Raw genomic sequence first — 18,591 nt, 5'->3', positions numbered from 1 at the left:
AAGCCTGCGCGCTTCAAGGCACGAAGCACGCAAAAGGAAGGCATCGGAAACAAGAAGCCCCGTGCTCGGCAGCGCACGGGGCTTCTTTTTGTCACTCCGGCTCAGCAGACACTCCACTAGCGCCCTGCCGCCCCGTTACTCCGAACGTTGCGGATTCAACTTGTCAAAGTTCGAATGCAGTTTGTTGAGCGCCGAGATATACGCCTTCGCGGAAGCCGCGACGATATCCGGATCGGTGCCCACGCCGTTGACGATGCGCCCGCTCCTGGACAGCCGCACGGTCACCTCGCCCTGCGCCTGCGTACCCGTTGTAATGGCGTTGACCGAGTACAGCAGCAATTCCGACCCGCTTCCCACTTCCGTTTCGATCGCATTGAGCGTGGCATCCACCGGACCGTTGCCGCGCGCTTCCCCAGTCACTTCCTTGCCTTCGACCGAGAACACGATCTTCGCGTGCGGCTGCTCGCCGGTTTCCGAATGCTGCGACAACGACAGGAACTTGTAGTGCTCCCGCTCCTGCGCTTCAGCCGATTCCTCCGTGACGATCGCGATAATGTCTTCGTCGAAGATTTCCGACTTGCGGTCGGCCAGTTCCTTGAAGCGTGCGAACGCGGTATTCAACTCGCCTTCACTATCGAGCGCGATGCCCAATTCCTGCAGACGCTGCTTGAACGCATTGCGGCCCGACAACTTGCCAAGCACGATCTTGTTCGCGCTCCAGCCCACATCTTCGGCACGCATGATTTCGTAAGTGTCGCGCGCTTTCAGCACGCCGTCCTGGTGAATGCCGGATGCGTGCGCAAATGCGTTCGCGCCGACCACCGCCTTGTTCGGCTGCACGACGAAACCGGTGATTTGCGACACCAGCTTCGAAGCCGGCACGATTTGCGTGGTATCGAGACCGATATCGAGGCCGAAGTAATCCTTGCGGGTCTTCACCGCCATCACGATTTCTTCGAGCGACGTATTACCCGCGCGCTCGCCGAGACCGTTGATCGTGCACTCGACCTGACGCGCGCCGCCGATTTTCACGCCGGCCAGCGAGTTAGCGACGGCCATGCCGAGGTCGTTATGGCAATGCACGGAGAACACAGCCTTATGCGAGTTCGGAATGCGTTCGCGCAACGTCTTCACGAGCTGGCCATACAACTCCGGCACGCCGTAGCCGACCGTATCCGCGATGTTGATGGTGGTCGCGCCTTCTGCGATCACCGCTTCCAGCACGCGGCACAGGAAATCCATGTCCGAGCGGCTGCCGTCTTCCGGCGAGAACTCGACGTCGTCCGTGAACTTGCGGGCGAAACGCACCGCCAGTTTCGCCTGTTCGAACACCTGATCCGGCGTCATGCGCAGCTTCTTTTCCATATGCAGCGGCGACGTTGCGATGAACGTGTGGATGCGGAAATGATCGGCCGGCTTGAGTGCGTCAGCAGCGCGTTGAATGTCTTTGTCGTTTGCACGGGCCAGCGAGCAGATCGTGCTGTCCTTGATCAGGCCCGCGATCGTGTGGATCGAATCGAAGTCGCCGTTCGAGCTTGCCGCGAAGCCCGCTTCGATCACGTCCACCTTCATCCGTTCGAGCTGCTTTGCGATACGGATTTTTTCTTCCTTCGTCATCGACGCGCCGGGAGATTGCTCGCCGTCGCGCAACGTGGTGTCGAATATGATCAGTTTGTCGGCCATGTCGGGTCTCCTGAGGAGTCGGTCAATTGTGGGGATCGGATATTGGAATTCGGGTGTCTGCGCCACCGTTGGCGACGCTATAAACCACAGACGAGGCAGACGGAGGGCAGAAAACGATAAGCGATCAGCGCGCTAGACGCGCCAGCACTAGCGCACCCGCGGCGCACCAACTTGTTGAGGCTCGTGCTGCAGCTCAAATGGGAACCTGAACGCATTAATCCAACGACTATAGCGACATTCCCGTCGCCGTGCAATTGGCGTCAGACCTGCCTGCCGCGCGCCGCCGGACGGGCCCGGCAACGAAAAACGGCAGCCTACGAAGGCTGCCGTTTTCTCATGTCACGGTCATGCAACGAAGGTGCGCTTTACCTGTCCCGCGCCACGGACCGAGCCGGATTCGCCCTGCCCCGCAATGCCTGATAGCCCCAGAACACATAGCCCGACAGACCGTACAGCACGAACAGGCCGAACAGCATCAGCGGCGGATCTGACGACACCAGCACGAACGCCACCACCACCAGCAGAATCACGCCGAACGGCACGCGGTGCCGCACGTCGAGCGCCTTGCCGCTGTAGAACGGCGCGTTCGACACCATCGTCACACCGGCGTAGATGGTCAGCACGAAGGCGACCCACGGCAGCCACACCAGCTTGAGCGGCACGCGATTATCGGTGGCGAGCCACACGAAACCGGCGATCAGCGCCGCGGCCGCCGGGCTCGGCATGCCCTGGAAGAAACGCTTATCGACCACGCCGATGTTCGCGTTGAAGCGAGCGAGACGCAACGCCGCACCCGAACAGTAGACGAACGCGGCGAGCCAGCCCCAGCGGCCGAGATCCTTCAGAATCCACTCGTACATCACGAGCGCCGGCGCCACACCGAACGACACCATGTCCGAGAGACTGTCGAACTGTTCGCCGAACGCACTTTGCGTATGGGTCATACGGGCGACGCGGCCGTCCATGCCGTCCAGCACCATCGCCACGAAGATCGCAATCGCCGCAATTTCGAAGCGTACGTTCATCGCTTGTACCACGGCGAAGAAGCCGCAAAAGAGCGCGGCGGTGGTAAACGCGTTCGGCAGCAGGTAAATGCCACGCTTCCTCAGGAACTGCTGACGCTGAGCGCGCCGGCTCTCGACTACCGGCGACTCCGCCACGATCGGCTTGTTGCGGCGGAACGGACGCGGCAGCGGTCCGCTGTTGCGGGGTCGACGCGGTTTGAATGCGGCCATTCGGAAAACCTCCTTGGTGCCGCTTTATAGTTCAGCGAGGATCGTGGACGACGCGGAAACCTTCTCGCCGATCGACACACGCGGACGGCTGCCAACCGGCAGATACACGTCGACGCGCGAGCCAAACCGGATAAATCCATAACGTTGACCACGCGTGAGCGGCTCACCTGATCGCACGTAGCAAAGAATGCGCCGTGCAATCAGACCGGCGATCTGCACCGAGGTCACCGTCTGGCCACTGGCCGTTTCGATCACAATCGCATTACGCTCGTTCTCGGTCGAAGCCTTATCCACGGCGGCATTCAGATACGCGCCCGGGAAATATTCGACCTTGGAGATCGCACCATCCACCGGCGAGCGTTGCGAGTGGACATTGAAAACGTTCATGAACACGCTGATCTTCAGCGCTTCACGGTTGGCGTACGGATCATGCGCTGTCTCGACGGCGACGATACGGCCGTCAGCCGGGCACAGTACGGCGTTCGCCTGAGTCGGAATCGGGCGTGCCGGATCGCGGAAGAACTGCACGACGAAGATCAGGATCAGCCAGAACAGCCATGCAAAGCCGAATCCCGCGAAGGCATGAACCAGTAATGCAACAACGGCCGCGATGGCGATGAACGGCCAGCCTTCTCGCGCGATGATCGGATGAGGGTAATTCATGGATGGCTTCTGTATTTTTGTAAAACCGTAGGATAGCAAAAGCCGCCCAGGGTTCAGCACCCTTGGACGGCTTTTTGCATTACCGGCTGCCGCGACGATGCGCCGCGCCGGTCAGATGCGGTAAAGCTGGCTTCTTAGTTCTTCGACTGGTCGACCAACTTGTTCGCAGCGATCCACGGCATCATCGAACGCAGCTTGGCACCGACCGTTTCGATCTGGTGCTCAGCCGTCAGACGGCGGCGCGATTGCAACGTCGGTGCGCCGGCCTTGTTTTCGATGATGAAGCTCTTTGCGTACTCGCCGGTTTGAATGTCCGTCAGCACTGCCTTCATCGCCTTCTTCGTTTCAGCCGTCACGATACGCGGACCCGTCACGTACTCGCCGTATTCGGCGTTGTTCGAGATCGAGTAGTTCATGTTCGCGATGCCGCCTTCGTAGATCAGGTCGACGATCAGCTTCAGTTCGTGCAGGCACTCGAAGTACGCCATTTCCGGCGCGTAGCCCGCTTCCACCAACGTTTCGAAGCCGGCCTTGATCAGGTCGACCGTACCACCGCACAGCACGGCTTGTTCGCCGAACAGGTCGGTTTCCGTTTCTTCGCGGAAGTTCGTTTCGATGATACCGGCACGGCCGCCGCCGTTCGCTGCTGCGTACGACAAAGCGATGTCACGTGCTGCGCCCGACTTGTCTTGCGCAACGGCGATCAGGTGGGGCACGCCGCCACCTTGCGAGTACGTACCGCGAACCGTGTGGCCCGGCGCCTTCGGCGCGATCATGATGACGTCCAGATCCGCACGCGGGATCACTTGACCGTAGTGCACGTTGAAGCCATGTGCGAAGGCCAGCGCTGCGCCTTGCTTGATGTTGGCGTGCACTTCCTTCGCGTAGACTTCAGCGATCTGCTCGTCCGGCAGCAGCATCATGACGACGTCTGCACCCTTGACGGCTTCCGCCACTTCCTTGACTTGCAGGCCGGCGTTCTCAGCCTTGCTCCACGATGCGCCGCCCTTGCGCAGACCGACCGTGATGTTCACGCCGCTTTCCTTCAGGTTCAGCGCGTGAGCATGGCCTTGCGAGCCATAGCCGATGATGGTGACTTGCTTGCCCTTGATGAGGGAGAGGTCGGCGTCCTTGTCGTAGAAAACTTTCATGTCGGTTCCTTGGCTAAATTCGGTGAAATCAGTGAAATACAAATACTGCGAATGTTGTGTTGCTCGCCGGACAGGTGCTGGTACAGGCACTGCCCGGCTTCGATCGAGACGGTTGATTACGCAATCTAGAACCGCAGCTCAGCTCGCGCGTCAAACCTTCAGAATGCGCTCGCCGCGGCCGATGCCCGAACTGCCCGTACGGACGGTTTCGAGAATCGCAGTCGCATCGATCCCTTCGATGAAGGCATCGAGCTTGTCGCTCGCGCCCGTCAGTTCGATCGTGTAGGTCTTTTCGGTGACGTCGATGATCCGGCCGCGGAAAATATCCGACATCCGTTTCATCTCCTCACGTTCCTTGCCGACCGCCCTCACCTTGATCAACATCAGCTCACGCTCGATGTGGGCGCCCTCGGTAAGGTCGACCACTTTCACCACCTCGATCAGGCGGTTCAGATGCTTCGTGATCTGTTCGATCACGTCGTCCGAGCCAATGGAGACGATGGTCATGCGCGACAGCGAACGGTCTTCGGTCGGAGCCACCGTCAAGGTTTCAATGTTGTAGCCGCGTGCGGAGAACAGCCCCACCACGCGTGATAACGCGCCCGGTTCGTTTTCCAGCAGGACAGAAATAATGTGTCTCATGTTTCGCTTCTTCCAGATGTTTTGTCGATGTATGCGAGCGGGTTCGCGCCGCTTCGTCCGCCCTCGCCCTTTTTGAAGGCGCGCATGACGAAGCCAACGTCAGAAACCGTCGTTATAGATCTTCCGAACCCATGAGCATCTCAGTGATGCCCTTGCCGGCCTGAACCATCGGCCAGACGTTTTCGGTCGGATCGGTCTGGAAATCGAGAAACACCGTGCGATCTTTCAGGCGCAGCGCTTCCTTCAGCGCCGGCTCCACATCGGCCGTGCGTTCGATACGCATGCCGACGTGACCGTACGCTTCAGCGAGCTTCACGAAGTCCGGCAGCGCATCCATGTACGAATGCGAATAGCGCTTGCTGTATTCGATCTGCTGCCACTGGCGCACCATGCCCAGATAGCGGTTGTTCAGCGAAATGATCTTCACCGGAGTCTCGTACTGCTTGCAGGTCGAGAGTTCCTGGATACACATCTGGATCGAGCCTTCGCCCGTGATACAGAGCACGTCGTCGTCCGGGTGCGCCATCTTCACGCCCATCGCCGCCGGCAGGCCGAAGCCCATCGTGCCGAGGCCGCCGGAGTTGATCCAGCGACGCGGCTTGTTGAAGCGATAGAACTGCGCCGCCCACATCTGATGCTGGCCAACGTCGGAACACACGAAGGCATTGCCGTCGGTCAGTTCCCACGCCTTTTCCACCACGTACTGCGGCTTGATGATGTCGCTCTTGCGGTCGAACTTCAGGCAGTCTTTCGCGCGCCAGGCTTCGATGTCCTTCCACCAGTCGGCGAGCGCCGCGGTGTCGGGGCCATGCTCGGCCGTTTGCAACTGCTCGATCAGCTCCTTTAGCACTTCCTTCACGTCGCCGACAATTGGAATGTCGACCTTGACGCGCTTGGAGATGGAGGAAGGATCGATATCGATATGGATGATCTTGCGCGGACGGGACGCGAAGTGCGCCGGGTCGCCGATCACACGGTCGTCGAAGCGCGCGCCAATCGCGATCAGCACGTCGCAGTGCTGCATCGCCATGTTGGCTTCGTACGTACCGTGCATGCCGAGCATGCCGAGGAATTTCTTGTCGCTCGCGCGGTAGCCGCCCAGACCCATCAACGTGTTGGTGACGGGATAGCCGAGCAGGTCGGCAAACTGGTTCAGCTCACGCGATGCATCCGCGAGAATGATGCCGCCGCCGGTGTAGATGTACGGACGCTTGGCCGACAGCAGCAAGGCCACGGCCTTGCGAATCTGGCCGGAGTGACCTTTCGTAACCGGGTTGTACGAGCGCAGCGAAACGGTCTTCAGCGGTTCGTACTGACACGGCGTCTTCGACACGTCTTTCGGAATGTCGATCAACACCGGGCCGGGACGGCCGGTACGGGCGATATAGAAAGCTTTCTTGACGGTAGCGGCGAGGTCGCGCACGTCCTTCACGAGGAAGTTGTGCTTCACGCAAGGACGCGTGATGCCGACCGTATCGCACTCCTGGAACGCATCCTGGCCGATCGCGGCGGTAGGCACCTGACCGCTGATCACCACCATCGGAATCGAATCCATGTAGGCGGTGGCGATGCCGGTCACCGCATTGGTGACGCCGGGGCCGGAGGTCACGAGGCACACACCCACTTTGCCGGTGGAACGCGCATAGGCGTCGGCGGCGTGGACTGCGGCTTGTTCGTGGCGCACGAGGACGTGCTGGAATTTGTCCTGCTTATACAGCTCGTCGTAAATGTAGAGTACCGAGCCGCCAGGATAGCCCCACACAAACTCGACGTCTTCGTCGGCCAAAGCGCGCATGAGCACGGTGGCGCCGATAGAGTCAGCTTCGGGATGGGGGGTCGTATCCGACGTGGAGAATTCCGCGCTGGGCATATTCATTTATTCACCTTTCGAATTTTCGGCAAAAAATTGATCGGGTGCTCTCTGCCGGGCTTGTGGCTCGGGTTCAAGCGGCGCGTCCAGTTGACAGGCGAGCTTCTTGGGCCACACCTCAATTGAGACAACTCACTTATGTTGCGAACCAGCGACGATATCTGCAGATGTCCGCGCGGTCAAGCAAATATTGCCGTGGCGCCTGCCCCTCAATCTCGATATTGACCGAAAGCGAGTTATTGGGACGCAGGACGGGCCATGTTTCGCCCCAGCGGAGCGAAAGTTTGTTAGCATCCGCGAGTTTTACGACATTTTTCGACCGATTACGCGCACGCACGCTGCGCCGACCCCCAAACGGATGGCATCAGACAAGGAACTCGCCGATTTTCTGGCGGGCGTCGAAAGGCGCGCATTCAAGCAGACGGTCTACGCCGTGCGGGACGACGACGCCTCGCTCGATATCGTGCAGGACGCGATGATCAAGCTCGCCGAAAAATACGGCGATCGTCCACCCGCCGAACTTCCGCTCCTGTTTCAGCGTATTCTCCAGAATGCGATGCACGACTATTTCCGTCGTGCCAAAGTACGCAATACTTGGGTTAGTCTGTTTTCCTCGCTCGGCAACGCCGACGACGACGAATTCGACCCCCTCGAAACATTCGAGGCGCAGCAAGGTTCAGCGGGCTCAGAAAGCAACGAACAGAAACTCGAACGCGAACAGGTCTTACAGTTAATCGACGACGAGATCCAAAAGTTACCGGCACGTCAACGGGAGGCGTTTCTCATGCGTTATTGGGAAGATATGGATGTCGCCGAGACTGCCGCCGCGATGGGCTGCTCCGAGGGTAGCGTGAAAACGCACTGCTCGCGGGCCACCCACACGCTGGCGCAAGCGCTCAAGGCTAAAGGAATTACGCTATGAGCTCCCTAGAAACCAGAGAACTCGAGTTCGCCCGCCAGGTGCGCCGCGCGCTCGACGAGAACGCCGCCAGTATTCCGTCCGCCACCGTCGACCGGCTCGCCGTGGCGCGCCGCGCCGCACTTGCTCGCAAGAAGCCCGAAACCGTGAGCGCACCAGTGTTCGTGCCCGCCTTCGCCGGTGCCGGCATGCCGGCTGGTATGCCGCAAGTCGACATGCCGCAGCGCCGCCGTTCGCCGCTGCGCCGCTTTGCGCTCGCCTGGCCGCTGGTCGCGCTGGTCGTCAGCCTCGTGGGCATCGCCTATTGGGAAGACCAGCAACGCACGGCCGAACTCGCCGATATCGATGCAGCCATGCTAAGCGACGACCTGCCGCTCAATGCCTATCTCGACCACGGTTTCAACGCGTACCTATCACGCGCCCACTGAGCGGGAGATTCTTCGGGTGAGTTACAAGCGCGGCTTGGCCGTTGTTTTCGGATGCGCGATCGCGGCTCTGGTGTCGTTTGCCGCGACGTATCCGCGCTTTTATCCGAGCCCGTCGACCGTCAGCGCGCCTGCTGCAGGCGGCAACGCGACCGCCAAGGCGCCCGCCCCAACTCTCGCCGTCGATCTGCCGAGCCTATCCGACAGCAATAGCCCGCTGGCATGGGCGCGCCTGAGCGCGGCCGAGCACCTTGCGCTCGCGCCGTTCGCCGGCGAATGGGATTCCTTCAGCGACGAACGCAAGCGAAAATGGATCAAAATCGCGTCGCGTTACCCGAAGTTATCACCTGATGCACAAAAACGCCTGCATGACCGAATGACTGAATGGGTGCGCATGACACCCGATCAGCGGCGCGTTGCACGCGAAAACTACCAGGTGTCGAAAGAGTTGCCGCGCGAGACCCGCCAGAATGCGTGGAAGGCTTATCAGCAATTGCCGGAAGAGCAGAAGGAGCGGCTCGCCGCGAGCGAGCGCAAACGGCGCCCGAGCGTTGTGAGTGCGCCGCCGTCCGGCAAGACCGAGATCAAGGGTCTGGACCGGCTGGTCAATGCCCGGGAACACGGCGCGAGCGGTGCCGCAGCAGCGAGTGCCGCGGCGGCCGCTCCATTGCCGAGCCCAGCCGCCACGCCGGCGATTCCGGCTGCGGGCAGCTTCGTGCCCGCCACGCCGCTGCCGGTTTCGCCGTCCGAGGCGCCGTCGATCTTCAACGGCTCCTGATCGGCGCCCGACCGTGTCCCAACCGCTCTCCACCTCGACACTGCCCGCCGATTCATCCGGCGCCGCACCCTCCGTCCGCCGGCGCCTTGCCACGCTGCTCTACGAAGCCGTGATCCTGTTTGGCGTCGTGTTCATCGCGGGCTATCTGTTCAGCACGTTGTCGCAGCAGCGCAATGGTCTCACCCATCACAACATGCTCGCAGCGTGGATCGGCCTCGTGGTCGGTCTGTATTTCGTCTGGTTCTGGACCCACAGCGGTCAGACGCTGCCGATGAAAACGTGGCGCCTGCGCGTCGTCGCCGCCAACGGCGCGCCGCTGTCCACGGGCCGCGCGATTGTTCGTTACGTGCTGGCCTGGCTGTGGTTTTTGCCGCCGCTCGCGCTGCATCCGCTGCTGGGTCTCACCGTGCCGCAGACGCTGGTGATCGCAGCGATCTGGTTCGTGCTGTGGGCCGCCACCGGCCGCTTCGATTCGCAGCGTCAATTCCTGCACGACCGTCTCGCTGGTACGCGCGTGATCAGCGTCGCGGGCTGAGCAAACGGGCCGCCTTGCAATTCACGCTGCCGCGTCCGTGGTTTGCGTTCGCTTTACTGCGGTTGCCTGTCACCACAGCCCTTCTTTGCACCTCGCCGCGCCCCTACCGCCGTCCCCCTCCGCCCGCATAGTAATAAGAACTTCTCGTGACTGTCACGGCAGGGTCACGCGCGGCTGGCGCAATACGGGCACCGCAACTCGACGCGTGAGCCATGGACCCCAAAACGTCCGCGACTTCCCTGTTCCGCCAGACCGGCCCGAGCGTCGACCCTGTCGCGTTCCGCCCGGAACCCAATCCTAGTCACGGCTTGCCGCTGCCTGTGCCGTCATTGCCACTCGACGCGCACGCCGGCCATCACGACGACGAGCACGCCGAGCCGCACCGCTATCGCACCATCTGGCTATCCGACATCCACCTAGGCTCGAGCGGTTGTCAGGCACCGTACCTGCTCGACTTCCTGCGGCACAACGAGTCGGAATACCTGTACCTCGTGGGCGACATCATCGACGGCTGGCAGTTGAAAAAAGGCTGGTACTGGCCGCAGGCGCACAACGACGTCGTGCAGAAGGTGCTGCGCAAAGCGCGCAAAGGCACCCAGGTCATCTACGTCCCGGGCAATCACGACGAAGCCGCGCGTCAGTTCTGCGACCTCGCGTTCGGCGACATCCACGTGCGCGGCGAAGCGTTCCATACGACGCTCGCCGGCAAGCGCCTATGGATCGTGCACGGCGATCTGTTCGATGGCGTGATCCAGCACGCGAAGTGGCTCGCCTATCTCGGCGACACGCTCTACACGATGATCCTGATCCTGAACCGCTGGTTCAACCGGATCCGCAGCCGGCTCGGCTTTCCATACTGGTCGCTGTCGCAATACCTGAAACATCAGGTGAAGAACGCGGTGAATTTCATCTCGTCGTTCGAGCGGGTCATGACTGACGAAGCGCGCCGCCGCGGTTGCGACGGCGTGGTCTGCGGGCACATTCACAAAGCCGAGATTCGCGACATCGACGGGGTGCTGTATTGCAACGACGGCGATTGGGTCGAAAGCCTGTCGGCACTCGTCGAGACGTACGAAGGCGAACTCAAGGTGATCTACTGGACCGTGATGCGCGCCCCGGAAGTCGGCGTGCAAAAGGCCCGGGCGACCGCGTAGTCCCTCTCCACCTCTATTGGGCCGAAACCGATGAAGATCATGATCGTCACCGACGCATGGGAACCGCAGGTCAATGGCGTCGTGCGCACGCTGAAAAACACCACGCGAGAGTTGACCGCACTCGGCCACCACGTCGACTTGCTGACGCCGCTCGAGTTCAAGACGATACCGTGCCCGACCTATCCTGAGATTCGCCTGTCGCTGCTGCCGCGCCGCAAGCTGCGTCAGCGCATTGACGAATTCGCGCCCGACGCGCTGCACATCGCCACCGAAGGCCCGCTCGGCATGGCCGCGCGGGCCTATGCGATCCAGCACAAGCTGCCGTTCACGACCGCTTATCACACGCGCTTTCCCGAATACGTGCAGGCGCGTTTCGGCATTCCGCTCGCGGCCACCTACAAGTTTCTGCACTGGTTCCACAAGGCGTCGCTGGCCGTGATGGCGCCTACGCCGGTGGTCAAGACCGACCTCGAAAAATTCGGCTTCACCAATGTGGTGTTGTGGACCCGCGGCGTCGATCTGGAGATCTTTCACCAGATGGACTCGAAGGTCCTCAACACCGCGCGGCCGATCTTTCTGTACGTGGGACGTGTAGCGGTCGAAAAGAACGTCGAGGCGTTTCTCAAGCTCGATCTGCCCGGCTCGAAGTGGGTCGCAGGCGAAGGCCCGGCGCTGGCCGAACTGAAGTCGCGCTATCCGCAAGCGAATTACCTGGGCGTGCTGACGCAAGCCGAACTGGCCAAGGTCTATGCCGCCGCCGACGTATTCGTGTTTCCGAGCCGCACCGATACCTTCGGGCTCGTGCTGCTAGAAGCGCTGGCCTGCGGCACGCCGGTCGCGGCGTATCCGGTGACCGGCCCGATTGACGTGCTTGGCGATGGCGGCGCGGGCGCCATGCACGAAGACTTGCGCGAGGCCTGCCTCGAAGCATTGAAGATCGAACGCAGCCATGCACGCGCGTGGGCCGAACGTTTCTCGTGGGCAGCGGCGTCCGAGCAGTTCGCGGCACATCTGAAGCCGCTGCCGCGCACCTCGTACAGCGAGGAAAGCGCCGCCGCATGACGCGACGCGCCGAGCCGCCCATGCGAGAGAGAAACGCTACCGTGGCACGCACGGCGAACGGCGCGCTGCGCGCCGTCAACGCCGTCGCTGCCGACGACGCAAGCAGCGTCGAACCGTTCGACGATGTGAACGAGACCAGTTCGCCTGATCATGCCAATCACGCGCATGGTTTAAACGGCGTGAGCGGCATGAACGGCATGAGCGGCGCGCGTGCTTCAGCCGATGCCGACGAGGCCCACGAACCGCTTAGCCCCGACGATCCGCTCGCACCGCTTCCCTTCAATCCGTACAAGGGCAATCGCGGCCTGACCCGCGCATGGCACGCGATGAAAAATTCGCTTGCCGGGTTTCGTGTGGCGATCCGCGAGGAAAGCGCGTTCCGCCAGGAGCTCACGCTCGCCGCGATCCTGATTCCGTGCGGCGTGCTGGTGCCGGTCGATCCCGTGTCGCGCGTGTTGCTGCTCGGCTCGGTACTGCTGGTGCTGATCGTCGAGTTGCTGAATTCGAGCGTCGAGGCGGCCATCGACCGGATTTCGCTCGAACGTCATGAGTTGTCGCGCCGTGCCAAGGACCTCGGCAGCGCGGCGGTCATGGTCGCGCTCGGCATGTGTCTGATGACGTGGGGGCTGATCGTCGGACCGCTCGTCGTGCGTTGGGTCAAAGCGTGGTTGTAAAACTTGCGTTACGTCGCTATCAAAGATCCTAAGAACGTCCCAAAGAATGAAAACCCTGAGTATCCGCTTGGTATAAGAACGGTCGGTTTATAATCGGCCGATAGTCTCACAAGAAAGCGCTGGGTCGCCCCAGGTTTTCCGCCCCGCAGGAAGTCCCCTTGGGGGATTGCCCCCTCGGGGGGCCTGTCGCTCAGCGGCAGGTTTGGGGGCGCTCGACTATACCAACCGCGTCCGGGTGGATCACGCAGTAGCGGCATGCCGCCACGCGTCCAGCCCGGCGTAACCAGGGCCGGACTACATGGAAGCCAAACCTCCCCGCCGCACCCGCGAACGGATCCTCGAACTGTCGTTGAAGCTGTTCAACGAGATCGGCGAGCCGAACGTCACAACAACGACGATCGCCGAGGAAATGGAAATCAGTCCAGGCAACCTGTACTACCACTTCCGCAACAAAGACGACATCATCAACAGCATCTTCAGCCAGTTCGAGCAGGAGATCGAAAAGCGTCTGCGCTTTCCCGACGATCACCGCGCGACCATTGAAGAAATGTGGTCGTACCTGCAGTACATGATCGATTTCACCTGGCGCTATCGCTTCCTGTATCGCGATCTGAACGATCTGCTCGCGCGCAATCGCACGCTCGAAACGCACTTCAAGCAGATCATCAGCCACAAGGTGCGCTTTGCGAGCCAGTTCTGCGAGCAACTCGTGGCGGACGGCGAAATGGTCGCCACGCCGGAAGAGCTGCAAGTGATCGCGACCAACATCGGTGTGATCGCGACTTACTGGCTGTCGTATCAGTTCGTGATGAACCCGCGCAAGTACAACGAGCAGGAAACCATTCGCGCTGAACTGCATCAGGTGAGCGTACAGATCATTTCGCTAATGGCGCCTTATCTGCGCGGCCGCTCGCGGCAGATTTTCGACGACCTCGTATCCGGCAAGCTGCCCAAGCGCGAGTTCTACGACTTCCTGCCGCCGAAAGAGGGCGCCGCGCCCCGCAACGAACCGAAGGACGTTTGAGCATGAAGTCGGTGTGTGTGTATTGCGGCTCCTCCGACGGAGCCAGACCGTTGTACGCCGAAGCCGCGCGTGCCTTCGGCCGCGCGCTGGTGCAGGCTGATCTCGCGCTGGTCTATGGCGGCGGCAAGGTTGGCCTGATGGGCGTGATCGCCGATACGGTGATGGCCGAAGGCGGCCGCGCAATCGGCGTGATTCCCGAGTTGCTGGTCAACAAGGAAGTCGGCCATAACGGCTTGACCGAATTGCATGTGGTGCCCGACATGCATCATCGCAAGAAGATGATGGCCGACCTGTCCGACGCGTTCGTCGCGATGCCGGGCGGCGCGGGCACGCTAGAAGAGCTGTTCGAGGTCTATACGTGGGCGCAACTCGGCTATCACCAGAAACCGGTGGCACTGCTGAATATCGACGGCTTCTACGATCCGCTGATCGCGCTCCTCAAACACACGGTAGACGAAGGCTTCATGCGGCAAACCTATTTCGACATCCTGCAAAGGGATGCCGATCCCGTCGCGCTGATCGACAAGCTGCAACGCTATAAGCCGCCTGCCAACGACAAATGGGCCATCAAACGCGACGCCGTTTGATCGCCGCCTGCTGCGCTTCTTCGACCATCTGAATGAACACCGGCCGCACGCGCCTGCGGCCCCCACCCGAACGATGAGGTTGTGATGACGAAAGCCGTTCTGATCACCGGTGGCAGCCGCGGCATTGGCCGCGCAACCGCGCGTTTGCTGGGCGCACGCGGCTGGTCGGTCGGCGTGAACTATGCGCGCAACCTCGCGGCCGCGCAGGAAACCGTGGCTGAAGTGGAACGCGCCGGCGGCCATGCGTTGCCGATTGCCGGAGACGTCGCCAGCGAAGCCGACGTGATCGCAATGTTCGACGCGCTCCAGCAGAAGTTCGGCCGGCTCGATGCGCTCGTCAACAATGCCGGGATCGTCGCGCCGTCGAGCCAGCTTGCGGATATGGACCTCGCGCGTCTGAAGCGCATGTTTGACGTGAACGTGCTCGGCGCGTACCTGTGCGCACGCGAAGCCGCGCGCCGGATGTCGACAACCCGTGGCGGCGCGGGGGGCGTGATCGTGAATATCTCGTCGGCGGCTGCGCGTTTGGGTTCGCCGAACGAATACGTCGACTATGCCGGCTCGAAAGGCGCCGTCGACACCATGACGATCGGCCTCGCCAAGGAACTCGGCCCGCAAGGTGTGCGCGTGAACGCGGTGCGTCCCGGCCTGATCGATACCGAAATCCACGCCAGCGGCGGCAAGCCCGAGCGCGCCGCCCAGCTCGGCGCGACCACGCCGCTGGGCCGCCCCGGCAGCGCCGACGAGGTCGCCGAATCGATCGTCTGGTTGTTGAGCGACGCCGCCTCGTACGTGACGGGCGCGCTGCTTGACGTCACCGGCGGACGCTGAGCGGCCGTTTTACTGGTTAGCGCCCCGCGTCTTCTAAGCGACCAGCGGCTTCCCCGACCACTTCTGCCTTCTCCATTCGCGATTCCCGATTCCCGATTCCCGATTCCCTCCCATTTGACGAGGAATCGGCTCAATCCGTTCGGCTGATCACAATCTTCCCGGTTTTTTATGTAATCAGCCGTAATAATCTGGGACTACAATCGCAGCATTCGCATGCACCCCGCATGCGATGCACAGCCATTGCATAAGCCCGCGGCCCACGTCGCCGCGTTGGGCAATCAGAGATTCTCATGGTCGAAAACCGATCCGCGCCCTGGCGCACGGGGAACGTCGCGATTGCGACGCCTGCGCCGGCCGGCCCTGCCGACGGTGCGGCGAACACGCGCCCCGGCTCGGCACACATTGCCGAATCCGGCGCGGCCTTGCCAGACGGTCACACTGCCGCTGCCGAAGCCGCGGCGCCCGCAAGGCCTGCCGCCCCTGCCGGTCCCTCGGCGCCCACCGCTTCGCGTGGCGCCCGGCGCTTGCGCGCGCTCACGGCTGCCCGCCCGCTGATGTGGCTGGTCGCGTTTGCGATCCTCTGCGCATGGCTCCTGCCCGGCACCTTGGGGCACGAGCCATGGAAGCAGGACGAGACCTATACGTTCGGCATCATCCAGCACATGCTCGACACCGGCGATCTGGTCGTGCCGACCAACGCTGGTCAGCCCTTTGTGGAAAAGCCGCCTATCTATGACTGGGTCGCCGCCGGCCTCGCGTGGATGTTCGGCCGCTACCTGCCTTTGCATGACGCCGCACGCCTCGCGAGCGCGCTCTTCGCCGGACTGACCGTCTACTACACGGCACGCGTCGCCCGCCGCGCGGTGGCCGCGTCGAGTTGGCTCGATATCCGCGTAATCGGCACGCTTGCGCTGTTCGCCGGCACGCTCGTCGTCGTCAAGCACGTGCACGACATGATGACCGACGTCGCGCTAATGGCCGGTGCCGCGCTCGGTTTCTGCGGACTGTTCGAGCTAGTGCTGGTCCATCTGCGCGACGAAGCGCGCCTGCTGCCGGTCGACGCACGCCGTCGGCGCCACGCGATTCTGAGCGGCGCGGCGATGTTCGGCGCAGGCGTCGGCGTGTCGTTGCTGGCCAAGGGCCTGTTCGTGCCGCTCGTGTTCGGCGCGACCACCGTCGCGGTGCTGGTGCTGTATCCCGGCTGCCGTACTCGCAGCTTTGCAGCGGCGCTCGGCATCGCCGCGCTGGTCTGCGCGCCCTTCGCGCTGATCTGGCCGATTTTTTTCTATCTGCGCTCCGAAGCGCTCTTCAAGGTCTGGCTGTGGGACAACAACATCGGCCGCTTCTTTGGCTTTTCGGTGGCGGAACTCGGCTCTGAAAATGAAAGCCGTCTATTCGTGCTGCGCACCGTGCTAAGCGTCGGCTTTCCGGTGGTGCCGCTTGCGTTGGCCGCGCTCGCCGGCGGCGGGTGGCGCCGCTGGCGCGATCCGCGCGTGGCCCTGCCGGTGATCTTCGCGGGCACCGGCTTTGCCGTACTGCAAACCTCGGCCACAGTTCGCGAACTGTACATTCTGCCGTTCATCGCCCCGCTCGCACTGGTGGCAATGCAAGGCATCGAAAAGCTGCCGCGGCGCCTGCACGCAAGCTGGGACATGGCGAGCCGCGTGCTGTTTGGCAGCGCGGCCGCGCTCGCGTGGATCATCTGGTCGATCATGAGCGGTCCGGCCAACACGCATGCGTCGCTGCACCGGCTCGGCCGCTGGTTGCCGCTCGACTGGGTGCTGCCGGTCAAACCCGGGCTGATCGCCGCCGCGCTGCTGCTGACGCTCGGCTGGCTGTGGTTGCTGCCTGTCTTCAGGCACACCGGCAAATGGCGCGGCGCGCTGAGCTGGTGCACCGGCGCGATTCTCGCGTGGGGACTGGTGAGCACGCTGCTGATGCCATGGCTCGACTATGCGAAGAGTTACCGCTCCGTGTTCGAAAACCTCAGCGCCCGCATGAATATCGAATGGAACGATGGCGATTGCATGGCCAGCACGGACCTCGGCGAATCCGAAGCGCCGATGCTGTACTACTACACCGGCATCGAGCATCAGCCGACAACTGACACCGCGACGACCGAATGCACGTGGCTGATCGCCGAGAGCCGCCGCGACAATGCGCGCGCGCCGGCTGGCGATTGGCAACTATTCTGGTCCGGCGCGCGCCCGGGCGACACCGACGAGCTGTTGCGAGTGTTCGTGCGGACGCCGGCGACGCCCACGCACGGCGAGTAGCACGCAACGCCAGTTAGCGCCTGGCCTGCGCTTGCGCGTTTCCCTTGCGCCTAGAACGACGAGCCGGGTCCTTTCAGGAAAGCCGTTTCTTCATCCGTCGACTGGCGCCCGAGCAGCGCATTGCGATGTGGAAAGCGTCCGAAACGCTCGATGATTCTGGCGTGCCCGACCGCGGACGAGTAGTAGGACGCACCGTCCGGCTCGGCCTTCAGCTGTTTGAACAGGCGCAGCGATTCGTGCTGGCTGGCGAGCGTTTCGTCGTGTTCGAACGGCAAATACGCGAACGCGCGGTGATGCGCGGTCGGCAACAACAGATCGGCGCCGCTTGCGATCATCTGTTGCGCGATGCGCAACGCTTGATGGTCGGCAGCGAAGGCGCGCGGCGTATTGCGGTGGCAATTGCGGGAAAACTGATCCAGCACGATGACCAGTGCTAACGCGCCGAGCGGTGTTTCCGTCCAGCTGTCGAGAGACCCTTCGCGCGCCGCATCGATCAGTGCCGCGAAACGTTCCAGCAGCATCGCATCGAAGGCCTGATCGCGGGAGAACCAGAGCTTGCGTGCCTGGCCGAAGGTGGGTGTATTTGGAGCGCCAAACCAGCAGTCCAGGACTGCGCGCGCCTCCTCCGCTTCCGGCAGCGCTGCCCCGCCATCAACCATTGCGATTACGCATCCAGTCCGCGGTCTCGAAGAACGACGCCAGCAACCGCTCCCTCAAGGGCTCGGAAAGCCCGACGTCTTCCATCGCCCACGCCATGCAGCGAAGCCACTGATCCCGCTCGCTGGACGCGATCGGAAACGGCATATGCCTCGCCTTCAACCTGGGATGGCCAAACCGGCTGATGTAATGATCGGGTCCGCCCATCCACCCGCACAAGAACCAGAAAAACTTGTCGCGCGAGCCATCGAGCGATTCCGGATGCAACGCCCGGATCCCCACGAATTCCGCTTCGAGATCCATCAAGTCATAAAACCGGTCGACCAGTTCGCGCACGCGCGCTTCACCGCCCACCAGTTCGAAGGCCGTCGGCTGTGCGGCGGACACTTCGTCGTTAAGATCGCTCATACCCAATCACAAAAACC

General features: G+C 62.2%; 19 protein-coding genes. 11 read left to right on the top strand and 8 right to left on the bottom strand.

Annotated elements, in window-relative coordinates:
• Positions 1-135: 135 nt before the first annotated feature.
• The 6 genes from HHL24_RS31685 to HHL24_RS31660 form a co-directional block, all read right to left on the bottom strand.
• Positions 136-1,683, bottom strand: coding sequence for a 2-isopropylmalate synthase (locus tag HHL24_RS31685; RefSeq protein ID WP_169489252.1), 1,548 nt, complete (start codon positions 1,681-1,683; stop codon positions 136-138).
• Between the two features lie 365 nt (positions 1,684-2,048).
• Positions 2,049-2,918 (bottom strand): CDP-diacylglycerol--serine O-phosphatidyltransferase, encoded by an 870-nt coding sequence (gene pssA, locus HHL24_RS31680; RefSeq protein ID WP_169489251.1) that lies wholly within the window; start codon positions 2,916-2,918, stop codon positions 2,049-2,051.
• 24 nt (positions 2,919-2,942) lie between these two features.
• Positions 2,943-3,581 carry a phosphatidylserine decarboxylase gene (locus HHL24_RS31675; protein ID WP_169489250.1) on the bottom strand — a complete coding sequence of 213 codons (639 nt, stop codon included), beginning with the start codon at positions 3,579-3,581 and terminating at the stop codon, positions 2,943-2,945.
• A gap of 134 nt (positions 3,582-3,715) precedes the next feature.
• Complete coding sequence (gene ilvC / locus HHL24_RS31670; RefSeq protein WP_012432364.1) at positions 3,716-4,732, bottom strand: ketol-acid reductoisomerase; 1,017 nt, start codon at positions 4,730-4,732, stop codon at positions 3,716-3,718.
• Between the two features lie 150 nt (positions 4,733-4,882).
• Positions 4,883-5,374: an acetolactate synthase small subunit gene (ilvN, locus tag HHL24_RS31665; protein ID WP_011487482.1), complete on the bottom strand. Its 492-nt coding sequence runs from the start codon at positions 5,372-5,374 to the stop codon at positions 4,883-4,885.
• A gap of 112 nt (positions 5,375-5,486) precedes the next feature.
• Complete coding sequence (locus HHL24_RS31660; RefSeq protein WP_169489249.1) at positions 5,487-7,250, bottom strand: acetolactate synthase 3 catalytic subunit; 1,764 nt, start codon at positions 7,248-7,250, stop codon at positions 5,487-5,489.
• Positions 7,251-7,602: 352 nt separating this feature from the next.
• Here HHL24_RS31660 and HHL24_RS31655 point away from each other — a divergent pair, with 352 nt between their 5' ends.
• From HHL24_RS31655 to HHL24_RS31605, 11 genes are all read left to right on the top strand, one after another.
• Positions 7,603-8,166 carry an RNA polymerase sigma factor gene (locus HHL24_RS31655; protein WP_063495282.1) on the top strand — a complete coding sequence of 188 codons (564 nt, stop codon included), beginning with the start codon at positions 7,603-7,605 and terminating at the stop codon, positions 8,164-8,166.
• Positions 8,163-8,591: a DUF3619 family protein gene (locus tag HHL24_RS31650; protein WP_169489248.1), complete on the top strand. Its 429-nt coding sequence runs from the start codon at positions 8,163-8,165 to the stop codon at positions 8,589-8,591. The genes HHL24_RS31655 and HHL24_RS31650 overlap by 4 nt, the downstream gene beginning before the upstream one ends.
• A 16-nt stretch (positions 8,592-8,607) precedes the next feature.
• Entirely contained in the window at positions 8,608-9,366 is a 759-nt protein-coding gene (locus tag HHL24_RS31645) for a DUF3106 domain-containing protein (RefSeq protein ID WP_169489288.1), read from the top strand.
• Positions 9,367-9,379: 13 nt separating this feature from the next.
• The gene (locus HHL24_RS31640; RefSeq protein ID WP_169489247.1) at positions 9,380-9,901 is read left to right on the top strand and encodes an RDD family protein; all 522 of its coding nucleotides are present in this window, start codon (positions 9,380-9,382) and stop codon (positions 9,899-9,901) included.
• 212 nt (positions 9,902-10,113) lie between these two features.
• Positions 10,114-11,055, top strand: a complete 942-nt coding sequence (locus tag HHL24_RS31635; protein ID WP_074284929.1) for a UDP-2,3-diacylglucosamine diphosphatase — start codon at positions 10,114-10,116, stop codon at positions 11,053-11,055.
• Between the two features lie 30 nt (positions 11,056-11,085).
• Positions 11,086-12,117 (top strand): glycosyltransferase family 4 protein, encoded by a 1,032-nt coding sequence (locus HHL24_RS31630; RefSeq protein WP_169489246.1) that lies wholly within the window; start codon positions 11,086-11,088, stop codon positions 12,115-12,117.
• Positions 12,118-12,137: 20 nt separating this feature from the next.
• The gene (locus HHL24_RS31625) at positions 12,138-12,791 is read left to right on the top strand and encodes a diacylglycerol kinase (RefSeq protein WP_169489245.1); all 654 of its coding nucleotides are present in this window, start codon (positions 12,138-12,140) and stop codon (positions 12,789-12,791) included.
• Positions 12,792-13,089: 298 nt separating this feature from the next.
• Complete coding sequence (locus tag HHL24_RS31620; protein ID WP_169489244.1) at positions 13,090-13,815, top strand: TetR/AcrR family transcriptional regulator; 726 nt, start codon at positions 13,090-13,092, stop codon at positions 13,813-13,815.
• Between the two features lie 2 nt (positions 13,816-13,817).
• Positions 13,818-14,402: an LOG family protein gene (locus HHL24_RS31615; protein WP_169489243.1), complete on the top strand. Its 585-nt coding sequence runs from the start codon at positions 13,818-13,820 to the stop codon at positions 14,400-14,402.
• Between the two features lie 84 nt (positions 14,403-14,486).
• Positions 14,487-15,233, top strand: a complete 747-nt coding sequence (locus tag HHL24_RS31610; protein ID WP_169489242.1) for an SDR family oxidoreductase — start codon at positions 14,487-14,489, stop codon at positions 15,231-15,233.
• A gap of 290 nt (positions 15,234-15,523) precedes the next feature.
• Complete coding sequence (locus HHL24_RS31605) at positions 15,524-17,509, top strand: ArnT family glycosyltransferase (protein WP_169489241.1); 1,986 nt, start codon at positions 15,524-15,526, stop codon at positions 17,507-17,509.
• Between the two features lie 50 nt (positions 17,510-17,559).
• Here HHL24_RS31605 and HHL24_RS31600 read toward each other — a convergent pair whose 3' ends face one another.
• Both HHL24_RS31600 and HHL24_RS31595 read right to left on the bottom strand, forming a co-directional pair.
• On the bottom strand, positions 17,560-18,168 hold the full coding sequence (locus HHL24_RS31600) for a DUF924 family protein (RefSeq protein ID WP_169489240.1): 609 nt from the start codon (positions 18,166-18,168) through the stop codon (positions 17,560-17,562).
• On the bottom strand, positions 18,161-18,574 hold the full coding sequence (locus tag HHL24_RS31595; protein ID WP_169489239.1) for a group II truncated hemoglobin: 414 nt from the start codon (positions 18,572-18,574) through the stop codon (positions 18,161-18,163). The genes HHL24_RS31600 and HHL24_RS31595 overlap by 8 nt, the downstream gene beginning before the upstream one ends.
• Positions 18,575-18,591 lie beyond the last annotated feature (17 nt).

The sequence above is a fragment of the Paraburkholderia polaris genome (genome assembly GCF_012927345.1).
Lineage (GTDB): Bacteria > Pseudomonadota > Gammaproteobacteria > Burkholderiales > Burkholderiaceae > Paraburkholderia > Paraburkholderia polaris.
This window is presented reverse-complemented; position numbering and strand designations above follow the sequence as displayed.